Source organism: Actinomyces wuliandei (genome assembly GCF_004010955.1).
GTDB classification, from domain to species: Bacteria; Actinomycetota; Actinomycetes; order Actinomycetales; family Actinomycetaceae; genus Actinomyces; species Actinomyces wuliandei.
Genome location: NZ_CP025227.1, coordinates 1,326,369 through 1,345,762, shown reverse-complemented (window position 1 = coordinate 1,345,762; position 19,394 = coordinate 1,326,369). Strand labels below are relative to the sequence as shown.

19 protein-coding genes are annotated in these 19,394 nt (G+C 71.8%); 4 read left to right on the top strand and 15 right to left on the bottom strand.

All coding sequences use genetic code 11. The annotated features are described in order from the left end of the window. Positions 1-48: 48 nt before the first annotated feature. The 14 genes from lgt to CWS50_RS05505 form a co-directional block, all read right to left on the bottom strand. Entirely contained in the window at positions 49-1,023 is a 975-nt protein-coding gene (lgt, locus tag CWS50_RS05570) for a prolipoprotein diacylglyceryl transferase (protein WP_371855191.1), read from the bottom strand. Beyond that, entirely contained in the window at positions 1,024-1,851 is an 828-nt protein-coding gene (locus CWS50_RS05565) for an indole-3-glycerol phosphate synthase TrpC (protein ID WP_127841987.1), read from the bottom strand. Positions 1,852-1,956: 105 nt separating this feature from the next. Beyond that, on the bottom strand, positions 1,957-2,349 hold the full coding sequence (hisI, locus tag CWS50_RS05560; RefSeq protein ID WP_127841986.1) for a phosphoribosyl-AMP cyclohydrolase: 393 nt from the start codon (positions 2,347-2,349) through the stop codon (positions 1,957-1,959). Between the two features lie 17 nt (positions 2,350-2,366). Beyond that, positions 2,367-2,924: a DUF2752 domain-containing protein gene (locus CWS50_RS05555; RefSeq protein ID WP_341472741.1), complete on the bottom strand. Its 558-nt coding sequence runs from the start codon at positions 2,922-2,924 to the stop codon at positions 2,367-2,369. A 1-nt stretch (position 2,925) separates the two neighbouring features. Continuing rightward, a complete protein-coding gene (locus tag CWS50_RS05550; RefSeq protein ID WP_180342486.1) occupies positions 2,926-3,330 on the bottom strand; it encodes a DUF4190 domain-containing protein in 405 nt (134 codons plus the stop codon). A gap of 292 nt (positions 3,331-3,622) precedes the next feature. Then, the gene (hisF, locus tag CWS50_RS05545) at positions 3,623-4,393 is read right to left on the bottom strand and encodes an imidazole glycerol phosphate synthase subunit HisF (protein WP_127841985.1); all 771 of its coding nucleotides are present in this window, start codon (positions 4,391-4,393) and stop codon (positions 3,623-3,625) included. A gap of 32 nt (positions 4,394-4,425) precedes the next feature. Continuing rightward, positions 4,426-6,147, bottom strand: coding sequence for a hypothetical protein (locus CWS50_RS05540; RefSeq protein ID WP_127841984.1), 1,722 nt, complete (start codon positions 6,145-6,147; stop codon positions 4,426-4,428). Further along, positions 6,144-7,595, bottom strand: a complete 1,452-nt coding sequence (gene pafA / locus CWS50_RS05535; RefSeq protein ID WP_127841983.1) for a Pup--protein ligase — start codon at positions 7,593-7,595, stop codon at positions 6,144-6,146. Before pafA ends, CWS50_RS05540 begins: the two co-directional genes overlap by 4 nt. A 2-nt stretch (positions 7,596-7,597) precedes the next feature. Beyond that, positions 7,598-7,798 carry a ubiquitin-like protein Pup gene (locus CWS50_RS05530; RefSeq protein WP_127841982.1) on the bottom strand — a complete coding sequence of 67 codons (201 nt, stop codon included), beginning with the start codon at positions 7,796-7,798 and terminating at the stop codon, positions 7,598-7,600. Between the two features lie 80 nt (positions 7,799-7,878). Further along, the gene (locus CWS50_RS05525) at positions 7,879-9,780 is read right to left on the bottom strand and encodes a proteasome accessory factor PafA2 family protein (RefSeq protein WP_127841981.1); all 1,902 of its coding nucleotides are present in this window, start codon (positions 9,778-9,780) and stop codon (positions 7,879-7,881) included. Then, positions 9,777-11,699 (bottom strand): proteasome ATPase, encoded by a 1,923-nt coding sequence (gene arc, locus CWS50_RS05520; RefSeq protein WP_127841980.1) that lies wholly within the window; start codon positions 11,697-11,699, stop codon positions 9,777-9,779. The genes CWS50_RS05525 and arc overlap by 4 nt, the downstream gene beginning before the upstream one ends. Then, the gene (locus tag CWS50_RS05515; protein ID WP_127841979.1) at positions 11,696-12,943 is read right to left on the bottom strand and encodes a tRNA (adenine-N1)-methyltransferase; all 1,248 of its coding nucleotides are present in this window, start codon (positions 12,941-12,943) and stop codon (positions 11,696-11,698) included. The genes arc and CWS50_RS05515 overlap by 4 nt, the downstream gene beginning before the upstream one ends. Before the next feature lie 147 nt (positions 12,944-13,090). Next, positions 13,091-13,294 carry a hypothetical protein gene (locus CWS50_RS05510; protein WP_127841978.1) on the bottom strand — a complete coding sequence of 68 codons (204 nt, stop codon included), beginning with the start codon at positions 13,292-13,294 and terminating at the stop codon, positions 13,091-13,093. A 185-nt stretch (positions 13,295-13,479) separates the two neighbouring features. Continuing rightward, positions 13,480-14,631: a site-2 protease family protein gene (locus tag CWS50_RS05505; RefSeq protein ID WP_127841977.1), complete on the bottom strand. Its 1,152-nt coding sequence runs from the start codon at positions 14,629-14,631 to the stop codon at positions 13,480-13,482. Between the two features lie 365 nt (positions 14,632-14,996). On the opposite strand from CWS50_RS05505, the gene CWS50_RS05500 reads away from it, so the two are divergent. From CWS50_RS05500 to CWS50_RS05485, 4 genes are all read left to right on the top strand, one after another. Then, a complete protein-coding gene (locus CWS50_RS05500; RefSeq protein ID WP_127843277.1) occupies positions 14,997-15,809 on the top strand; it encodes a RecB family exonuclease in 813 nt (270 codons plus the stop codon). Between the two features lie 558 nt (positions 15,810-16,367). Further along, positions 16,368-17,465, top strand: a complete 1,098-nt coding sequence (locus CWS50_RS05495) for a YeeE/YedE family protein (RefSeq protein WP_127841976.1) — start codon at positions 16,368-16,370, stop codon at positions 17,463-17,465. Between the two features lie 47 nt (positions 17,466-17,512). After that, complete coding sequence (locus CWS50_RS05490; protein WP_127841975.1) at positions 17,513-17,734, top strand: sulfurtransferase TusA family protein; 222 nt, start codon at positions 17,513-17,515, stop codon at positions 17,732-17,734. Between the two features lie 179 nt (positions 17,735-17,913). After that, on the top strand, positions 17,914-18,894 hold the full coding sequence (locus CWS50_RS05485) for an aldo/keto reductase (RefSeq protein ID WP_127841974.1): 981 nt from the start codon (positions 17,914-17,916) through the stop codon (positions 18,892-18,894). Positions 18,895-19,041: 147 nt separating this feature from the next. Here the strand turns inward: CWS50_RS05485 and CWS50_RS05480 are convergent, their stop codons facing one another. Then, on the bottom strand, positions 19,042-19,356 hold the full coding sequence (locus CWS50_RS05480) for a DNA primase (protein ID WP_127841973.1): 315 nt from the start codon (positions 19,354-19,356) through the stop codon (positions 19,042-19,044). Between the last annotated feature and the right edge of the window lie 38 nt (positions 19,357-19,394).

Sequence of the window (19,394 nt, the reverse complement as noted above, 5' to 3'; positions counted from 1 at the left end):
CGGGAGGCTACCGGGACGGCACCGGGCAGCGCCGGGACGGCACCCGTCTCAGGGCGCGCTGCTGCTGCCCTCCCCTGACGTGGGGCCTTCCTCATCTGCGGGCGGCCCGGGCTCCGCATCCTCCCGGGGTGGGGCGCCCTCCTCCCGAGGTCCGGCGTAGACCGCGTCACTCGGCGTCCTGCGCGAGGTCAGGACGAGTCCCACGGCACCCACGGTGAAGACCACCAGGCAGGTCCACACGTTGAGCCGCAGGCCCAGGACCGCCTGGGCCTCGTCGATACGCAGCATCTCGATCCACACCCGGCCAGAGGTGTAGACCATGAGGTAGGCCCACATGAGCCGACCCCCGGTGGCAGTCCCACGAGCCGCCAGCCGGTGGCCCAGCCAGACCAGAAAGGCCGCCCCGGCAAGGTTCCACAGGGCCTCGTAGAGAAAAGTGGGGTGAAAGAGAGTGCCGGAAGGGTAGCCGGGGGGAAGGTGGGCGTCGTCGATCTCCAGGCCCCACGGCAGGGTGGTGGGGGCTCCGAAGAGCTCCTGGTTGAACCAGTTGCCCAGCCGCCCGACCGCCTGGGCCACCAACAGCGCCGGGGCGAGCGCGTCGGCGAAAGGGGCCAGGCGCAGGCCCCGTCGGCGGACCATCCAGGCAGCCGCCGCCGCACCCGCCGCCACACCGCCCCAGATGCCCAGGCCACCCTGCCAGACCTGCGGGATGAGCCAGGGGTCACCGCCAGGGCCGAAGTATGCCTGCGGGGAGGACACGACGTGGTACAGGCGGGCGCCCAGCACGCCTGCCGGGACGGCCAGGACGGCGACGTCCAGGACCACCTCCCCGGGGCCGCCCCGTGCCCGGTAGCGCCGGTCCCCCCACCACACGGCGACGGCGACGCCAGCCAGGATGCACAGCGCGTAGGCGCGCAGGGGAAACGGCCCCAGGTGCCACACGCTGGAGGATGGGCTGGGGATGGAGGCCGGGGCCAGCGCCACCAGGTCGTAGGGCGCAGAGCCGTGGGTCAGAAGGTGCACTCAGGGAGCCTCTCGGTGGACGGCGTGAAGGAGGGAGGGGTGGGCGCCAGCGGCCACCAGCTCGGCGACCAGCTGCTGGGGGTCGGTGGCCCGCATGACCGCCTCGCCGAGCACGACCACGTCCGCCCCGCTGCGGGCGCAGTCCATGACGTCGTGGGGCGTGCGCACGCCCCCGCAGGCGATCCGGATGACCTCGGGGGGCAGGACCTCGGCGACCTGCTCGAAACGGGCGCGGTCAGTCGCCAGGGTCTGCAGGTCGAGGGCGTCCACCGCGACCACCAGGCTTCCCAGCTCCACGGCGGTCAGTGCCTCGCGCCGGGTGCGGACCTTGATGACGGCGGTCATCCCCAGGGAGTGGGTACGCTCCACCAGGGCCTCCAGGACCAGGGGGCTGAGACGGGCGTCAAGCGCCACCAGGTCCGCTCCGTGGGCACGGGCCTCGTGCACCTGGTAGGGGGTGACGATGATGTCGTTGACCAGGACAGGCAGGTCGACGGCGGCACGGACGTCGTCGAGGTCGCGCAGGGACCCGTAGGAGGCAGTGGGACCGGTGACCACGCAGATGCAGGCGGCGCCGCCAGCGGCGTAGAACCGGGCCAGGACACCCGGGTCACCGGCGCCGGAGAGGTCGGCAAAGGTGGCCGTAGAGCGCCTGACCTCGGCAATGACCGTCACGGCGCGGTCAGCCACCCTCATCGCGGTACGGGCATCGATCGCCCCGGGGACGGTGCGGGACAGGTCCTTGACGGCTTCCAGGGGGACCTGGCGCTCCCGCCCCTCCACGGCCCGGCGCGCCTCGACCGCACGCTGCTCGAAGTGACCGAACACTGCCTCCGTACACCTCCTTACCGCGCTCACGAGCCGGACAGGACCTTGCGGGGCTCCTGGACCGTCTGGATCATCGTCCCCGGCAGCGCACCCGAGGGCAAATCCTCATCCGGTCTTCCCAGGGCCTGGACACCGGTCTCCAGGGGCGGCGCCGACAACCGCGCCCAGGTCACCACCAGCCATGAAGCAGGTACGACACCCCGTGTGACAGGCGGCGCCCACCTGGTCCACCGTGACCAGCAACGCGTCCCCGTCGCAGTCCAGTGCCACCGACCTCACGTACTGGACGTGGCCGGAGGTGTCCCCCTTGCGCCAGTACTCCTGGCGGGAGCGCGACCAGAAGGTGACCCGCCCCTGCCTCAGGGTGCGGTCCAGGGCCTCGTCGTCCATCCAGCCGACCATGAGGACCTCCCCGGTGTCGTGCTGCTGGACCACAGCGCACACGAGTCCGGTGGGATCTCGCTTGAGCCGGGAGGCGATGTCAGGGTGCAGAGTCACCGTCGCATCCTCTCACGTCAGCCCAGTGCCCCTGGCCCGAGGCCCGGCCCCAGGTAGACCCACATCCCGGGCAGGTTGCGCACTACCGCAAACACCACCGCAGCGATGCTGTAGGCCACCACCTCACCCGAGGAGGCCAGGAGGCGGCTCCTGCCCGAGCACCTGGCCACGAGCCAGCGCCCGAGGGCCAGGACGATGAGGACCTCGGTGGCCACGGCAAAGGGGTTGTAGGACAGGGCTCCGGAGAGGTCTGCGGACAGCAGCTCGCGCGTGGCCCGGGTCCCCCCGCACAGGGGGCACCACAGGCCGGTGGTGCGGTGGAGCACGCACAGGTCCGGCCCGTCCATCTCCTCCGCAGGCCTGCCCAGGGAGGTCAGGAGGGCGATGACGGAGGGCAGCGCGGGCACCGCCACCAGCGCGCCCAGGACGGCCAGGCCAGGCCCACGCAGCAGCCCGGCTCCCTCAGCGCCCCTGGGGCCGGTGGTGGCAACGGCCTGCCTGGTCGCCGAGTGCTCCCAGGCGGCTGGAGGGCTGGGGCGGGTGCCACGGCGCGGGAGGCTGCGCAGGGAGCTCACATCAGTACTGGCTGTTGAGCTGGTCCATCATCTCGGCGTATCCGCCTGACAGGACCCAGATAGTGCTGCCGACAAGATAGATCACCGAGATGACGATGCCGGCGATGGACATCCCCCGGTTGGTCGCCCGACCCTGGTTGGCCGCGACGATGCCGAGGACGCCGAAGACGATCGACACCACGGCCGTGATCCCGCAGCAGATCGAGGCGATGCCCAGGCCGAGGGACCACCCGCCCATCCAGTTGCTCTCCGTGGGGTTCGGCCCCGCCCCGTACGCCCCGTAGCCTGCTGGGTAGGCCCCGGGCTGCTGACCGGGGTAGCCGCCGGGCTGGGCGGGGTAGGTCCCCGGCTGCTGACCGGGCTGGCCAGGGTAGCCGCCGGGCTGGTTCGGGTCATAGGTGCTCACGATGACTAACTCCTCAGGTCACTCGTCACTGCTGCCGGGTGGTGCTACCAGGCACTCCCAGCCAGCGCCCGCCACGTGGCGGGGCGGTGCGAGGCTACACGACCTGTGACTGCCTCGCAGCGCTTCCGTAACCCATCGCAGTTTGGGCTGCTTTCCTCGGCCCACCTCACTGGGCTGCTTTCCTCGGGCACGTCACCAGATCTCGCCCGGCCGCGTCAGCCCTCTTCGTCGGACCGCTCTCCTCGGACCGTCCCACCGGCCCGCCCCGCCGCCGACCGTGTGGCTCGCCCCGTCAGCGCACCGGGTGTCCCGCCGCGCGCAGCGCCTCCTTGGCCTGGGCCACAGTCAGGGTCCCGTAGTGGAAGACGGAGGCGGCCAGGACGGCGTCCGCACCGTGGTCGGCCGCCTCGGCGAAGTCCCCGGGCCTGCCCGCACCTCCCGAGGCGATCAGCGGGACCGTGATCTCACGTCGCACAGCGTCGATCATCTCTGTGTCGAATCCGTCAGCGACACCGTCAGCGTCCATTGAGTTCAGGAGGACCTCCCCCACGCCCAGCCCGACCGCGCGCACCGCCCAGGCAACGGCGTCGATACCGGTGGAGCGGGTCCCCCCGTGAGTGGTCACCTCGTACCCGGAGTCGGTGGTCACACCCTGCGGGCAGCGGCGCGCGTCAAGGGAGAGCACCAGGACCTGGCTGCCGAAGCGCTGAGCCACCTCGGCCAGCAGCTCGCTGCGCACCACGGCCGCCGTACTGACGCTGATCTTGTCCGCTCCTGCCCGCAGCAGCCGGTCCACGTCCTCGACGCTGCGCACCCCACCTCCGACGGTGAGCGGGACGAACACCTGCTCAGCCGTGCGGGAGACCACCTCCATCATCGTGGCCCGCCCCTCCGCAGAGGCCGAGACGTCCAGAAAGGTGATCTCGTCAGCGCCCTGGCGGTCGTAGCGCGAGGCCAGCTCCACAGGGTCGCCCGCGTCGCGCAGGCCCTGGAAGTTGACCCCCTTGACCACGCGTCCGTCCTTGACGTCGAGGCAGGGAATGACACGAACGGCAACACACATGGCTTTTCTCTCCTCCGTGGTCCGCCCCGTCCCTAGCCCTGCTGGGCCGAGGCGGAGGACGGGGAACCTGCTGTGGCAGCTGGTGTGGCGACTGACGTCGCTGGCGGTGCGGTACTGGCTCCCGCCCCGTCAGAGCCCTCCTGGTCAGAGGCGGCGGTGTCCTTGGTGTCCTTGATGGCCAGGACGTCAACGACGACGACGACGGCCTCCTCCCCCCGGGCCAGCTCGGGGGGCAGTGCCATGACCACGCGTGAGCCGACCGTGACGTCGGCCAGCAGCTGGGAGATCCCCGCCATGGTGTCCGTCATGTCGATGACACGGGGCACGACGGTGTCCCCGTAGGTTGACTCTGTCACGTCCTTGCCGGTGGACCAGCTCACGATCGAGTACCTGGCCACGACGCGGTCTGTCGGCCCCACCTGCCGTCCCCCGCCCCGGACCAGGGTGGAGGCTGCCGCGCTCGTAGGGGTGGGGACGTCGTCAACTGACACGGACACGGTGCCGTCGTCCTTCACCGTGACAGCAGGCATGCTCTCTGCTGCCGCCTGCTCCTCCCCCGTGGCAGTGGTGGGCAGGATGTCCACGACGGTGATCTCCGTGGTCCTGGTGCCGTCCTCCTCCTGCGCGGGCGCGCGAAGCACGACGCGGGAGCCCTCCGTCCTACCCCGAAGAGCGGCGTCCATGTCCTGGCCCACCTCCTCGGTGAGCCTGCCCGTGTACAGGTAGGTCCCTGAGTCCGTCCCGGTGGTGTTGGAGCCGTCAATCCCGGAGAAGGTGGACACCGAGAGCACGACCGGCTCGTCCTCGGCGACGACGCGTCCCGTCCCCTCCACCAGGACGTCGGTCACCAGGGAGGAGGGGGCAGCCAGGACCCCCTTGACCGACACCACCGGCACGGTCCCCTGCCTGCCCGCGATCTCAGCCACCGTGCTCAGCTCGGCGTCGCCGGGCAGGACCGTCTCCACCGCCCCGGCGGAGCTGGAGGCCCCTTGCCCTCCCAGGCCCAGGTGGGTCACCGCCAGCGGGATCAGGACCATGGCGATCACCACCAGGCCTGTCAGGGCCAGGGCAGCCAGTCCTCGGGGCCGCCGCCCCAGGGCGGCACCCAGCACCCGCTGGGGGCCGGTGACCGGGGCAGGCTCAGGACCTGCGACCACGTCCTCAAGGTCCTCAGGGTCCTCAGCGTGCTCGAGGTCAGCAGCAGCACTTCCGAGGTCGGCGCCGCGATCGGCACCGCGCCCGGAGACGCCCGGCTCGGCAGGCGGGTGAGCAGTGACCAGGGTGGGAGCAGGAGCGGCTGCAGCCGTCGGAGCAGGCAGGCTGGCAGCAGCCGTCGAGGCAGGTGGGGACGGCACGACCTGGGCGTCCCCCCGTCGGGGCGCCCCTGTCCCCCGGCGAGCGCCCGAGGAGCGCCTGGCACCCTGGGAGGGTGAAGCCCCCTGGCTGGGAGGGGCGGGCCGGTCAGGAGAGGCAGAAGCGGGGACAGCGGAGACCGATCCGGTGACGACCTGGTCGAAGGAGGTGGTCTGATGAGAGGCCCACCGGTCCGTGGAGGCCCTGGGCGGCGCCACAGGAGGCGTCGCAGAAGCGGGTCGGTCGGAGGCTGGATCGACTCGGTCGGGGAGGGAGTCGGTCCCGGGCACCTGCCCTGACTGCCGCACACGCTCCGCCTCCTGGGCGCGCTCACGCTCACGGCGCTGACGCCGGGTCAGCGGCGCACTGCCCTCAGGGCGCGGCGTGCTCGGTGTGCTCATAGGTTCTCCTGGTCGTGACGGCTCAGATCCCGGCGGAAAGTTCTGGCGGAACGAGCCTCCATCTCTGCCACGAGGGCGTCCACCCGCTCGTCAGCAGCGGCGAAGGGATCACGTAACGAGATCACCGGCAGGCTCCCGTCGTCAAGTCTGAGACTGACCCAGTCTACGGTGAGATCCTGCCGTGTGTCCTCGGCCAGGGCCACCGCCCTGCCCCTCAGGTGCGCCCGCGTGGTCGCCGGGGGCGTGTCCACCGCCGCCTGACAGGCCTGCCGGTCCACGTAGCACCGCAGCGCCCCGGAGGCCTCCAGCCGGTCACGAAGCCCGTCAGTAGCAGAGACGTCGTGGTAGGCCAGGGCCAGACGAGCCGCACGCGGGTCGCCCAGGTCCGTGCCCAGACGCTCAGTGAGACGCGTGAGCAGTCTGAGCTTGGCAACCCAGTCCAGCTCGTCGGCCACAAGGTCGGGCTCCCCGACGGCGACGGCCCGCAACCCCCGTTCCCACAGGTCCAGGGCGGCTGCCTGCAGCCCGGTGAGGTCACGGTGGCACTGCACGTGGGAGCGCACACGTCCCAGGTGCTCCTCCTGCACCTCACGCGCCGTGATGGTGCCTCCCGCGTCCCGTTCCAGCAGTGCCCCCCCACTCAGGTCGCGGCAGGTGTCGCGCACGGCTCTCACCGGGTCCGCCAGGGCCAGGTCGGACAGGTCCCCCCCGGACTCCAGATAGTCCAGGAGGAGGTCCACGGAGGCGACCTTGAGCAGCGTGGAGCCCTGGGCGATGTTGGAGTCCCCCACGATCACGTGCACGCGGCGGTAGTCCTCGGCACGTGCCAGGGGCTCGTCCCGGGTGTTCACCATGGGACGGGCGCGGGTGGTGGCAGACGACACCGTCTCCCACACCTGGTCGGCCCGCTGGGAGAGGACGTAGCGCGCGGGGGCACCGTCGGCAGCAGGCAGGATGTGCCCGGAGCCCACCAGCAGCTGGCGGGTCACCAGGTGCGGGACCAGGGCTCGCACGTCGTCAAGGAAGCTGGCACGCCGGTGCACCAGGTAGTTCTCGTGGCAGCCGAACCCGTTGCCCTGGGCGTCGAGGTTGGTCTTCAGCAGGTGCACACGCCCCTCGACGCCCGCCCGGCTCAGGCGTGAGGTGGCCTGGTCCGCCAGGTCGGCCATGACCAGCTCGCCGGCACGGTCCTGGGCCAGCAGGTCCTCCAGCCGATCACACTCCGCAGTGGCGTACTCGGGGTGGGAGCCCACGTCAAGATAGAGACGCCCTCCGGAGCGGGTGAACACGTTGGAGGAGCGCCCACGCCGGACCACCGGCTCGAAGAGCTCGCGGGCCGCCTGGTCGGCGTCCAGGGGGGGTGGGCCTCCGCGCGTGGAGGCGCAGGTGATGCCGAACTCGGTCTCGATACCGATGACGCGACGGGCCGGGGGGCGGGCGCCCCTCATCCCTACTGGCCCCCTTTCTGCACAAAACCCTGGACAAAGGCGGCCGCGTTGGTCTCGATGACGGAGTCGATCTCGTCAAGGATCTCGTCAACACCGGCGACCTGGGCCTGGGGTCCGACGCTACTCAGGCCTGCCTGCGCACCCGGGTCCCCCGGGACCTCGGCTGCCTCGGCCTGCTGGTAGACGGTGTGCGACGGCGTCATGTGGCTGTCTCCTCCCGGTGACGAATACGGCCCGGACCCGGAGGAGCACCGTCCTGCGGACAGCGGGCGCCTGTCTGCTCCTAGTCTCCCCCAGGGGACACCGCCTCTCCAACGGCCTGGAGAATGGCAAGAGTCTCATCGTCGTCGGCACGCACGCCGCCGGGAAGGTCCAGTCGAAGAAGGTCCTCACGTCCCGGCAGGTCCAGGACCAGGCACGTCCAGGAGGCAGCCACCACCTGCGGGTAGCGGGCCACAGCCAGCCCGCGAGCCTGTGCCCTGGTCCCCCGGGGCGGGGCCTCTGCCGCCGCCTCCACCTCCTCGACGCTGGTCAGCCTGCGCACTCGGCCAGCAGCGTCGAGCCGGTCCACTACGGAACGCCCCCGGCGCAGGTCAGCCCACTGGATGTCCAGCGCAGCCAGCCGTGGGTCCTCCCAGCCGCAGTCGTGGCGCCGCCGCAGCGCCTCGCACAGCTCCAGCTTGGCGACCCACTCCACCAGGGAGGCTGCGGAGCCGCTGCGGTCGTGGACCCACTGGCGCAAGGACACCAGGACCTCCGCCCACATGTCGAGCGCCTCCGCGGTCTGCTGGCCGACGGCCTCGGCGTCACACCCCCCGTAGTCCTCGGTCAGGGCCTGCCTGACAGCCTCCAGGTAGCCGTCCTGGATGTCCAGCGCGGTCATGGAACCGCCCCGCGTGCGCAGCCTGTGAGCCAGCGAGGTGTCGTGGGAGAAGGCCCAGTGCTCCTCCACAGGGTCACCGACCAGCCGGAGGTCGGCCAGGCGGCCCTGGCCCTGGCCGAGCCGGTTCTGGCGCTCCAGCAGCCACAGCACCAGGCTGGTGGCCGCCACCTTGAGGTAGACGGGCACGTCGAAGCGGTTGGCGTCCCCGTTGATGACGTGCAGGCGGCGGAGGTGTCGCGCGTCGGCGTGGGGCTCGTCGCGGGTGTTGACGATGGGGCGGCTGAAGGTGGTCTGCAGGCCGTGGACGGACTCCACGTAGTCGGCGCGCTGGCTGACCTGGAACCCCGCCACCTCGCTGCGCTGGCCGATTCCCACGCGTCCGGCGCCAGCGTAGACGGGCCGGGTCACGAGGAAGGGGACAAGGGCTGCCGCCAGGTCGGCGAACGGGACCTCACGGGAGACCAGGTAGCTCTCGTGCGAGCCGTAGGAGGCGCCCTTGCCGTCCACGTTGTTCTTGTACAGGACGACCTCCCCGCCTGCCTGCCTCTTCCTCCCCAGATTCTTTCCCGGGCTCCCTGACGCCGACAGCGCCGCCGCCTGCCCAGGTACCCCAGGCTGCCCGCACGACCCGGACGGCTCCTGACCCGTGCGGACCAGTGCCTCCATGGCGCGTCGGGCGACGGCCTCCCCGGCGCGGTCCCACACCACGGCCTGGCGGGGGGTCAGGACCTCCGGCGAGGAGTACTCGGGGTGGGCGTGATCGACGTAGAAGCGGGCACCACTGGCCAGGACCAGGTTCGTGGCCGTCGGCAGCGCGGCCACCTGGGCGCTGGGGCGGGGCCGACTGCTCCACGGCCCACGCGCGGACCGCCCCCGGCCCTTCCCCCCGCCGGTCCGAGCGCCCCCGGGCTCTCCCCCAGGGGCTGAGCCTGAGTCTTCCGACGGCGCGGGACGGGACGGGTCGTCAGTCAGCTGGCTGGGGTGTGCCCGGGCCCGGTCCAGACGCCCTCCCCGCAGGTCGGCCAGAGGGTCCTCCCCCTCGTAGTCCCAGCGCACAGGCGGGGCGGCAGCCCCGTCGGGGCCGACCAGGCCGCGACGGGAGGAGGCGGCGTAGGCCCGGACCACCCTGGTTGCCACCGCGACAGGGTGGGTCCGTGGAGCGCCGGGGCACAGAGCACCGAACTCCGTCTCCAGGCCGACCGGACGCTCCACCGGCTCCGGCGCTCCGTCCTGGTCCTGCCAGTCCTCCGCCTGCTGCGCCGCAGCCGGAGCAGCAGGGTCACTTGCTGACGCTGGTCTCACTGCCGCCCTCCGTCCTGGTGCCCGGGCGCCTGGTCCCGGTGGTCCTGGGATCCCTGTCCGCCCAGGCGGCCCCCGACGTCACGCCCGTTGTCACGCGACCCCCGGGCCAGGCCTGTGCACGGCTCCTGACCGCCCGCCCTGCGGCCACCGGGAGCGGGCGCAAAAGGTACCAGCCTGCGCACGTGACGGACTCCCCGTCCGTCACGGTCCACGAGCCGCTCCCACTCCTGCGGGCTGGTCGCCGCACCGGTCGTCTCCTCGCTGTGACGGGCCTGCATCGAGACGGCCTCCAGCAGGCGCTGCGTGCTCAGTCCCCCCTGGCCGCCAGCGAGCTCGTCCTTGACGGCTGCCGTCTTGGCACCGGTCACGACGGCAGCCAGCATGGCCCCGCTGGCAAGGTCCGCCAGGTGGAGGGTGCGGGTGGTGGCGTCGGCGTAGGTGACCTCCAGGACAGCAGTCGCCGGAGTGCGTGCGTAGAGGGCGGCGACGGTGGCACGGCGCATCGCGGCGGCGGCCGCCTCCCTGTCACCCCCGTGCGCAGCCACTTCCGCCGCAGCCAGGGGCAGGTCGCTGGTCAGGTGCCGGGCCAGGATGTCCTGGGCGCCCGCAGCGTCAGGACGGTCGACACGGACCCGCACGTCAAGACGACCGGGCCGCAGCAGCGCAGGGTCGATCATGTCCTCCCGGTTGGTGGCGCCGATGACCACCACGTTGCCCAGCGGCTCCACGCCGTCGATCTCCGCCAGGACCTGGGGGACGACGGTGGACTCCACGTCGCTGGACACGCCCGTGCCCCGGGTGCGCAGCAGCGCCTCCATCTCGTCAAAGAAGACCACCACAGGCCGGTCCTCGGCGGCCACCCTGCGGGCCTGCTCGAAGATGGCACGGACCTGACGCTCGGTCTCCCCCACGAACTTGGTGAGCAGCTCGGGGCCCTTGACGCTGAGGAACGCGGCCCGGGACTGCCTGCCCGTGCCGGACCGTGAGCCGGCCAGGGAGGTGGCGACCGCCTTGGCGAGGAGGGTCTTGCCGCACCCGGGCGGCCCGTACAGGAGCACCCCCCGGGGAGCGCGCAGCCCGTAGGCGCGGTAGAGCCCGGGACTGGTGAAAGGAAGCTCCACAGCGTCGCGGACCTGCTCGATCTGAGGACCCAGGCCACCGATGTCCTCCCACGAGACGTCCGGGACCTCGGAGACGACGAGCTGCTCGACGCCGGTGCGCTCCACCACGGCGGTGGCCACGTCGGCACGAGGGTCGGCCGCCAGGGTCTCCCCGATGCGCAGGCGCTCGGTGTCCAGGTGGCTGGCCAGGGCAAGGACGCGGGTGGCCCCGCTGCCGGTCGTCACCAGGACCCGGGTGGCGTCAAGCACCTCGTCAAGGGTGACGGCCTCACCGGTGGTGGGTGCCGGGAGGGTACCCACCACGAGCATCTGGTCGTTGACGGCCGCCAGGCGGCCTACCTGGAGCTCCCCGGGGGCGAGCCCTGGATGGACAGCCAGCCCCACGGGCCGACCCCCCAGGTGGACCAGGAGCTGCCGGGAGGACGCCTGTGTGCCCTCACCCGCCGACGCCCCTGCCGGTGCCTGGCTCCATGCCGCAGCGGACCCAGGGTCCGCAGGCGGGAGGAGTGCGACAACGAGCCCCAGCGTCACCGGAGGGTGGGTGACCGCGTCCAGCTGGGCGCCCAGCTCGGTGATGCGCTCACGGGCCGCAGCCAGCGCGGCGACAAGCCTCTCGTTCTTGGCTGCCAGGCTCACGGCCTCGGCCCGCGCCTCGCGCAGCTGGTGGCTGGTGAAGTCGGGGACGCCAGGCTGGGCCTGCGCCTGGGGACTGTCTGAGCCGACCAGGGAGCCGACCACCGAGCCCCCCTCCGTCTCCCGGGGACCCGGGTCCTCAGCAGCAGGGCCGCTCCTGCTCATGCGCCTGCTCCGTCCGGGGGCAACGGCCGCGAGGACTGCGAGGTCCGCGACGGCTGGGAGGGCAGGGGGTGCCGCGAGGGCGACCCGGCACCGTGCACGTCGTCGCCCTCGGCGGCACCGGGCTGGACCGGGGTGGCGTCCAGGGGCTGCCTGGCCCGGGCGTCACGCAGGACGCGGCGGACCTTCTTGTCCGTGCTCGTGCGCTCCCCCACGTCCTGTGCCACCCAGTACCCGCCCTCGTCATAGGCGCCACGCGCTGGCGGCCGCTTGCGGGTGAGGGGGCGGCTGCCCGCAGCCAGGCGCCTGGCTGACACCAGGAAGCCGGTGTGGGCCACCATGCGGTGGTCGGGCCGTACCGCCAGGCCGTCCACGTTCCAGGTACGCACCATCGACTCCCAGGAGGCCGGCTCGGTGAACAGCCCGCTGTGGCGCAGGACCTCCACGGTGCGGGAGAGCTGGGTGACGGTGGCGACGTAGGCCACAAGGACCCCCCCTGGGGCCAGGGCTGTGGCCACCGCCTGCGTGTTCTCCCAGGGGGCGAGCATGTCGAGGACCACCCGGTCGGCGCTGGCCGGGGCCACGTGGGCGGCGACGACGTCGGCGAAGTCGCCGGTGCGCAGCTGCCAGGCAGGATGGTGCCCGCCGAACCAGGAGTCGACGTTGGAGGCGGCGATAGCCGCGAAGTCCTCTCGACGCTCGACGGACAGCACGTGCCCCTGGGGGCCGACGGCACGCAGCAGGCTCATGGTCAGCGCGCCCGAGCCCACACCCGCCTCCAGCACGCGTGCGCCGGGGAAGATGTCGCCCAGGGCGACGACCTGGGCGGCGTCCTTGGCGTAGACCACCTGTGCCCCCCGCGGCATGGACAGGACGTAGTCAGCCAGCAGGGGCCGCAGCAGGAGCAGCTCGTGCCCGGTGGCGGTGACGACGACAGAGCCCTCCTCCAGGCCGACCACCTCCCGGTGGTGAAAGGACCCGCGCACGGACTGGAAGTAGCCGCGGGGCTCCAGGACGAAGGTGTGCTGACGGCCCTTGGAGTCGGTAACCTGCACCCGGTCGCCGTAGCGGAAGGTGCCCCGTCGTCCGGCCTGGTCCAGTACCTCCTGGGTCAGGTGACGTGGCAGGGGCGCGCTGGCGGTCGCCGGGGAGGGAGCTGAGGAGGCCTGGCGGGCCGCTGAGGCCTCCGGCCCGGGACCGCCCGGGCATCCGGGACCGTGAAGGCTGGGACTGCTGCTGTCTGTCATCACCAGGGAGTCTATGGCCTGTGCTCGGAGGCGTCCGGCGATGACAGGTGCAGAGCAGGTGGGTCAGGGCCGGAGCGGGCGCGCACACCGACGCCAGGTGCCCAGACGGAGGGGGCCGGGCGCGTTCGCAGCCCGTGCCGTCACCGGTCAGGCCTCCGGCAGGTGCCTCTTCTGGGTGGTACGCCCTACGACGGTGTAGGCGGCCCAGGCTCCTGTGACACCCACAACCATGACTACCACCATCGGCACAGCAGTGTCGCTGCCGCCTGAGCTGGCAAGCGGGGCGGCGGTCGCGTTGGCCACGGCCTGCGCCAGGTCCAGCAGGGCGTTGGCGGCCCCGCGATATGGCACACCTCGCCCAGCACCAGGGCGAGGAGGAGGCCCGCCGAGGCGGCAGCAGGCCTGGACTGCAGTCCGGACAGGGGCGAGGTCACGCGTTCTCTTTCCACGACGATGCCACCCGTGCTCTCACCAGACTTTCCACCGAGCTGTCACGGGACTGTCAGTGATCCGTCACTGAGCCGTCACCGCATTCGTCATCGCGCCCCGGTGGGGACCGCGCCGCTGATGGTGCCCGACTCCACCAGCACGAGCCACCGTGACACGGCTCGGGCGGCCTGCATCGCCTCGGCGGCCTCCTGACCCGTCATGGTGGTCGTAAGGGAGGCCGGTGGCAGGACCGTGCACACCTGGTCGGCGACAGCCTCCGTCCCGCTCCCTTCCACCTGCAGGCCAGCCTGGGCCAGCGTGGCGGCGTCGATGCCGCCCACCAGCCGGGACCCGTCAGCAACGAGGACCAGGCCCACCCGCCTCAGCAGGGACCTGACCTCCGGTACCGGGGTGTCACGGCCCGTGACAGCCACCGGGCGGGCCAGGGGCCGTAGGTCGAGAGAGGCTGCCGCGCGCGAGCCACGGCCGAGCCCCAGCACCCGCCAGCTGGTGGAGCCGACGGACCAGCCCACCAGCACCACCAGGACCAGGGTGGTGGCACTAGGACGCAGGCCGTAGGCAACCAGGGGCCGCAGGACCCACCACCACACCGCTGCCGCGACGACGAGCAAGCCTCCCCAGGCCGCAGCTCTGCGCCCCAGCCCCTCGTTGCCGGTCAGATGGGTGAGGAAGGCCGCCAGGGCGTGGCCCCCGTCCAGGGGCAGGCCCGGGAGCGCGTTGAAGACCGCCAGGGCGAGGTTGACCCACGTCAGTGCCCAGACGGTCGCGTAGGTCGGCAGCACCCACTGCCCGTGCGTCTCCCAGAGAGCACGCTGGGCCTGGGTTCCTCCTGCCCACAGGAGCAGGTTGGCAGCAGGACCGGACAGGGAGGTCACCGCGTCCTTCCACGGCACCCAGGTACTGTCAGGCGGCCCGAAGCTGGTACGCCCTCCCCACAGGTAGAGCTCGTAGCGCACGGGCCTGCGGCCCAGTAGCGTCCCGGTCAGGCCGTGGGCGAGCTCGTGGAGGAGCACACTGAGTGCCACGCCCACGACAGTGGCGACGACCACGCCAAGCACCACCGGCGTACCCAGGGTCCCCAGGGCGCGGGAGACCAAGGGGTACCAGCTGGCGGCGACGAGGAGCCCCAGCAGCAGGGAGGTGGCTGACACGACCACCGGCGCCCCGCCGACACGTCCCAGGGTCCACCCACCGAACCGTCCGGACCGTGCCGGGGACGTAGTGGAGGAGAAAGGCATGCGCCAGAGCCTACGCCAGCCTGTGCCAGCCCTGCACCGCACCACCCGCAGGGGCGCCGACCGTCCACGTGCAGGAAGTCCATCCGGACTGCAGTCGGAGGTCCGCCTACCTGGCTCCCTGCCCGCGTGCAGGAAAGGGGCAGGGACAGGACAGGGCGCTGTCCACAGGTCCGTGCGCTCAGGCCGCTACCACCACCCGGTGGCGGTAGCGTCACCCCATGACCCAGTCGCCCCAGCCACGCAACCAGCCGGAGGGTGGGTCGCGCCCGCCACACCCCACCACGTCACCGGGAGCGACCGCCCGCACCTCCTCAGGGACGCGACAGGCAGGGCAGGCGCGCGACTGGGACCGCAGACGAGCCGCTCTGTCTCCGTCCCGGGCCAAGGACTTCTTGCAGTGCCCGCTCCTGTTCCGGCTGCGTGCAGTGGACCGTCTGCCTGAGCCCGGGTCGCTGGCGACCCACAAGGGAACCGTGGTGCACAGCGTGCTGGAGCGTCTCTACGACCTGCCTGCCGCCGAGCGCACCGCTCAGGCAGCGGTGGCGGTGCTTCCCGGCCAGTGGGAGGCCCACCGGGAGAGGAACCCGGCCGTCATGGACCTGTTCACAGACCCCGCACAGGTGGAGGAGTGGCTTGAGGAGATCCGTGACCTTGTCCGCGCCTACTTCTCCCTGGAGGACCCCACTCGTCTGGAGCCTGCCGAGCGCGAGCTCCTGGTCCAGGCCGAGACCTCCGACGGCCTGCTCCTGCGGGGCTTCGTGGACCGCCTCGACGTCGCCCCCGACGGTGCCATGCGGGTGGTGGACTACAAGACCGGACGCAGCCCGCACCCCCGCTACATAGAGGACGCCCTGTTCCAGATGCGCTTCTACGGGCTGGTGCTGTGGCGGCTGCGGGGCCGGGTCCCGGCCCGTCTCCAGCTCGTCTACCTCAAGGACGGGCGCACCCTCACTCACGACCCCCGCCCAGGCGAGCTGGAGTCCGCAGAGACCAGGATCGCACGGATCTGGGAGGAGATTGAGGACTGCGCGCGCACCGGGGAGTTCAGGCCACGCCGGTCCCGCCTGTGCGACTGGTGCTCCTTCCAGCCCCAGTGCCCCCTCTTCGGGGGCACCACACCCCCGGTCCCCGACGACGGCCTGGCCCGTCTCCTCACCGCGCGCCGACCTGCCGACTGAGGGCCGGGCCGGCTACGGGCTGGTGCCACACCCTGGGCAGCCCGCACGCCCCTGACCAGGGACCTTGCCTGGACCTCGCAGGACCGCTAGTGTTCCACGCGAGCGGCCTTCCCGGCCGCGCCCCCATCCAGTAGGACTCGTCAGGACCCGGAGCAGCCCATGAGCGCCAACCAGGCACGCACCTGCCGTACCGCACTGCGCGGGAACGGCCTGTGTATGCCCTGCCTGGTCTGGACGCGCTGAGGCAGGCTGCCAGCGGCAACGCTTCCTTCCCCAGCCCCCTCCAGGCCACCTGTGCCGCGACGGCACAGGTGCGCCACGTCCCGGCCAGGCACGCCCAGGGCTTGTCGCCCGTACCTATCCCTTCTGCCTCCACCTGCGCACGTGAGGGCTGTCCCGCCGCCCCCGGCCTCGGGGCGCAGCTGACGCATGTCCCGCCTGCTCCGAGCACCGTCACGGTGACGCGGTCCAGCCTCGCGCCCCTGACCACAGCTGCTGCACGCGCCGTGAGCCCGAGCACGGGTCGGCGCGCGGTCGGCGGCAAGACAAGGACCTCTCATGATCATCACCGGACTTGCCGTAGGCGCTGTCCTCGGCTTCATCCTCCAGCGCGGCCGGTTCTGCATCACCGGCGCCTTCCGGGACCTGTGGGTCTCCCGCTCCTGGCACTGGTTCACTGCCTTCCTCCTGGCCGTGGCCGTCCAGTCCGTCGGCGTGGCCGTCCTGACGGGCCTGGGAGTCGTGACCCCGGAGATCCCCCAGCTCTCCGTCGTGGCTACCGTGGTCGGCTCCTTCATCTTCGGTACCGGGATCGTCCTGGCCGGAGGCTGCGCCACCGGGACCTACTACCGGGCTGGGGAGGGGCTGGTGGGCTCCTGGTTCGCCCTGGTCGCCTACGCAGTCACCGCAGCCGCCTCCAAGACCGGCATCCTGGCCGGAGCCACGGAGCGGGTCAGGAGCCTGTGGGTCACCGACCTGACGACGCTTCCAGCCACCATTGGGGTCCCAGACTGGGCGGGGGTGGTCATCCTGGCTGGCCTCACCACCGTCCTGGTGCACCGCAGGGTGGTCACCTCCCGGGGCCTGGCACCGCGGGCCGGGCTGCCCGCCCAGCGCCGGGGCCTGGCCCACCTCCTCCTGGAGAGAGCCTGGAACCCGCTGGTCACCGGTGCCCTGGTCGGTGCCGTGGCAGTTCTCGCCTGGCCCCTCTCCTGGGCGTCAGGACGGGAGGACGGCCTGGGCATCACCACGCCCTCGTCCAACCTGGTGGGGCTTGTCGTCACCGGGGACACCGAGCGCCTGGACTGGGGCGTCCTGCTGGTCCTAGGCATCCTGCTCGGCTCCTACCTGGCGGCCAGGGCCTCCGGTGAGTTCCGCGTGCGTGTGCCCTCTGCCAGCGTCATCCAGCGCTCCATCGGGGGCGGCGTCCTCATGGGCGTGGGGGCAGCCTGGGCAGGCGGCTGCTCCATCGGCAACGCCCTGGTCCAGACCTCCCTGCTGTCGTGGCAAGGCTGGCTGGCACTGACCTTCCAGGTGCTCGGGGTCGGTGCCGCCGCCTGGGTCACCATCATCCGTCCCCGCCAGCGGCGCCGCGCAGCCAGAGCGGCTGGGTCTACCGCGACCGCGCCGCCCGTCACCACCACGGCCGGGCAGTAGGCCACGCACCCCACAAGCACGCACTCACAACGGCAAGGAGGACCCCTATGCGTACCGTTCTGGAGACCACCGGCCAGGTATGCCCGTTCCCCGTCCTGGAGGCGGAGGAGGCCATGGCCGAGCTCGACCCGGGTGACGAGCTGGTCATCGGCTTCGACTGCACCCAGGGAACGCAGTCGCTGCCCGCCTGGGCCGCTGATAACGGCTACGAGGTCACCGAGTTCGTCAGGACCGGGAACGCTGCCTGGTCCATCACCGTGCGCAAGTAGCCCTTCACCCGGGTAATGGGGACGCCTCACGGCCACTACCTGGGCCTGGCTGCTGCTCAGTACTGCTTGCTCAACACTGTTTGCTCAGCAGCCAGGCCGGGCCCGGCCCACGGCGGTCCAGGTGCCCCTCGCCTGGGCGTCGACAGCCAGGGGGTTCCAGGAACCACTACGGTTGTCCCATGGAGCACAGGAAGCTTGGCCGGACCGGACTGCGGGTCTCGTCAGTGGGTCTGGGCACTCTGACCTGGGGCCGCGACACCGACGAGCTGGAGGCCAGGGAACAGCTGGACGTGTTCCTCGACGCCGGGGGCACGGTGCTCGACACCGCAGCGTCCTACTGCGAGGGAGCCTCTGAGGAGGTGGTCGGGACCCTCCTGCGCGAGCACGTGCTCCGGCAGGAGGTCGTCCTGGTCTCCAAGGCCGGGGTGCGCACGTGGCGGACCGGTGAGCGGCCCAGCGCCGCCGATGCCTCCCGCGGCACCCTCCTGGACACCCTGGATGCCTCCCTGGAGCGCCTGGGGACCGACCACCTGGACCTGTGGCTGGTCCAGGTACCGGACCCCACCACCCCGCTGGAAGAGACCGCCCACGCCCTGCGCACTGCAGTAGCCTCGGGACGCTCGCGCTACGTGGGCCTGTCCAACCACCCCGCCTGGGCCACCGTACGCGTCAGCGACCTTCTCAGCGAAGGGGTCCAGGGGCCGGGGCTGGCGGCCGTGGAGGTGGAGCACTCCCTGTTCGCCCGGGGTGTGGAGCGCGAGCTCATCCCTGCCGCAGGGGCACTGGGCTTTGGCGTGATCGGCTACGCCCCGCTGGGACGGGGAGTCCTCACCGGCAAGTACCGGTCCTCCACCCCCCCGGACTCCCGGGCCGCCTCCCCCCACCTGCGCTCCTACGTCGCGCCTTATCTGGCGGAGCACCACCGCGGGGTCGGTGAGGCGGTCGCCACTGCCGCAGCGGGCCTGGACCGTAAGCCGGTAGAGGTGGCCCTGGCCTGGGCCCGGGACGCCCCGGGAGTTGCCTGCACTGTCCTGGGGGCACGCACCCCATCCCAGCTGCAGGGCGCGCTCGCGGCTGAGGACCTGCACCTGCCCGTGCAGATCCGCCACGCCCTGGACGAGGTGACCGCACCGGTCCTGGGCTATCCCGAGCGGTTCTGAGACCGGCTGAGTCCGCCAAGGAGCTGGCTGACGATACTGGGCCTGACCGTCTCAGCCAGCCGCTCCCTCATCCAGCCAGTCCCGGGACGCACAGGCCCCCGGGACTGGGCGACGCCGGAGAACCCCGGGGCACTGGGCACTAAAGGCTCAGACCTCGCCCCGCGCCTCTAGGTCCTCCTCGTCGTAGTCGTCGTCCTCAGAGTCAAGGTCGTCTGAGCCGAGGTCGTCGTAGTCGTCGTCATCCTCCTCATCGTCATCCTCCTCATCGTCGTAGGCGTCGAAGGGAAGCTCGATCCCGAAGGCGGTGAAAAGGGCGTCGTCGTAGGTGAAGAAAGCGTCCTGGAGCGTGCTCTCAGCAGCAACCACGGCCGGCGAGAGCTCGTCACCGGTGGCAGCAGCATCCAGGTGCGCCTCGAAAGCGGCAATGAGTCGGTTGAGCGCGGACCGCGGGTCGTTCGTCATGTGGTATAGACTACCCGCTCCAGGCGGCCTGGTGCACC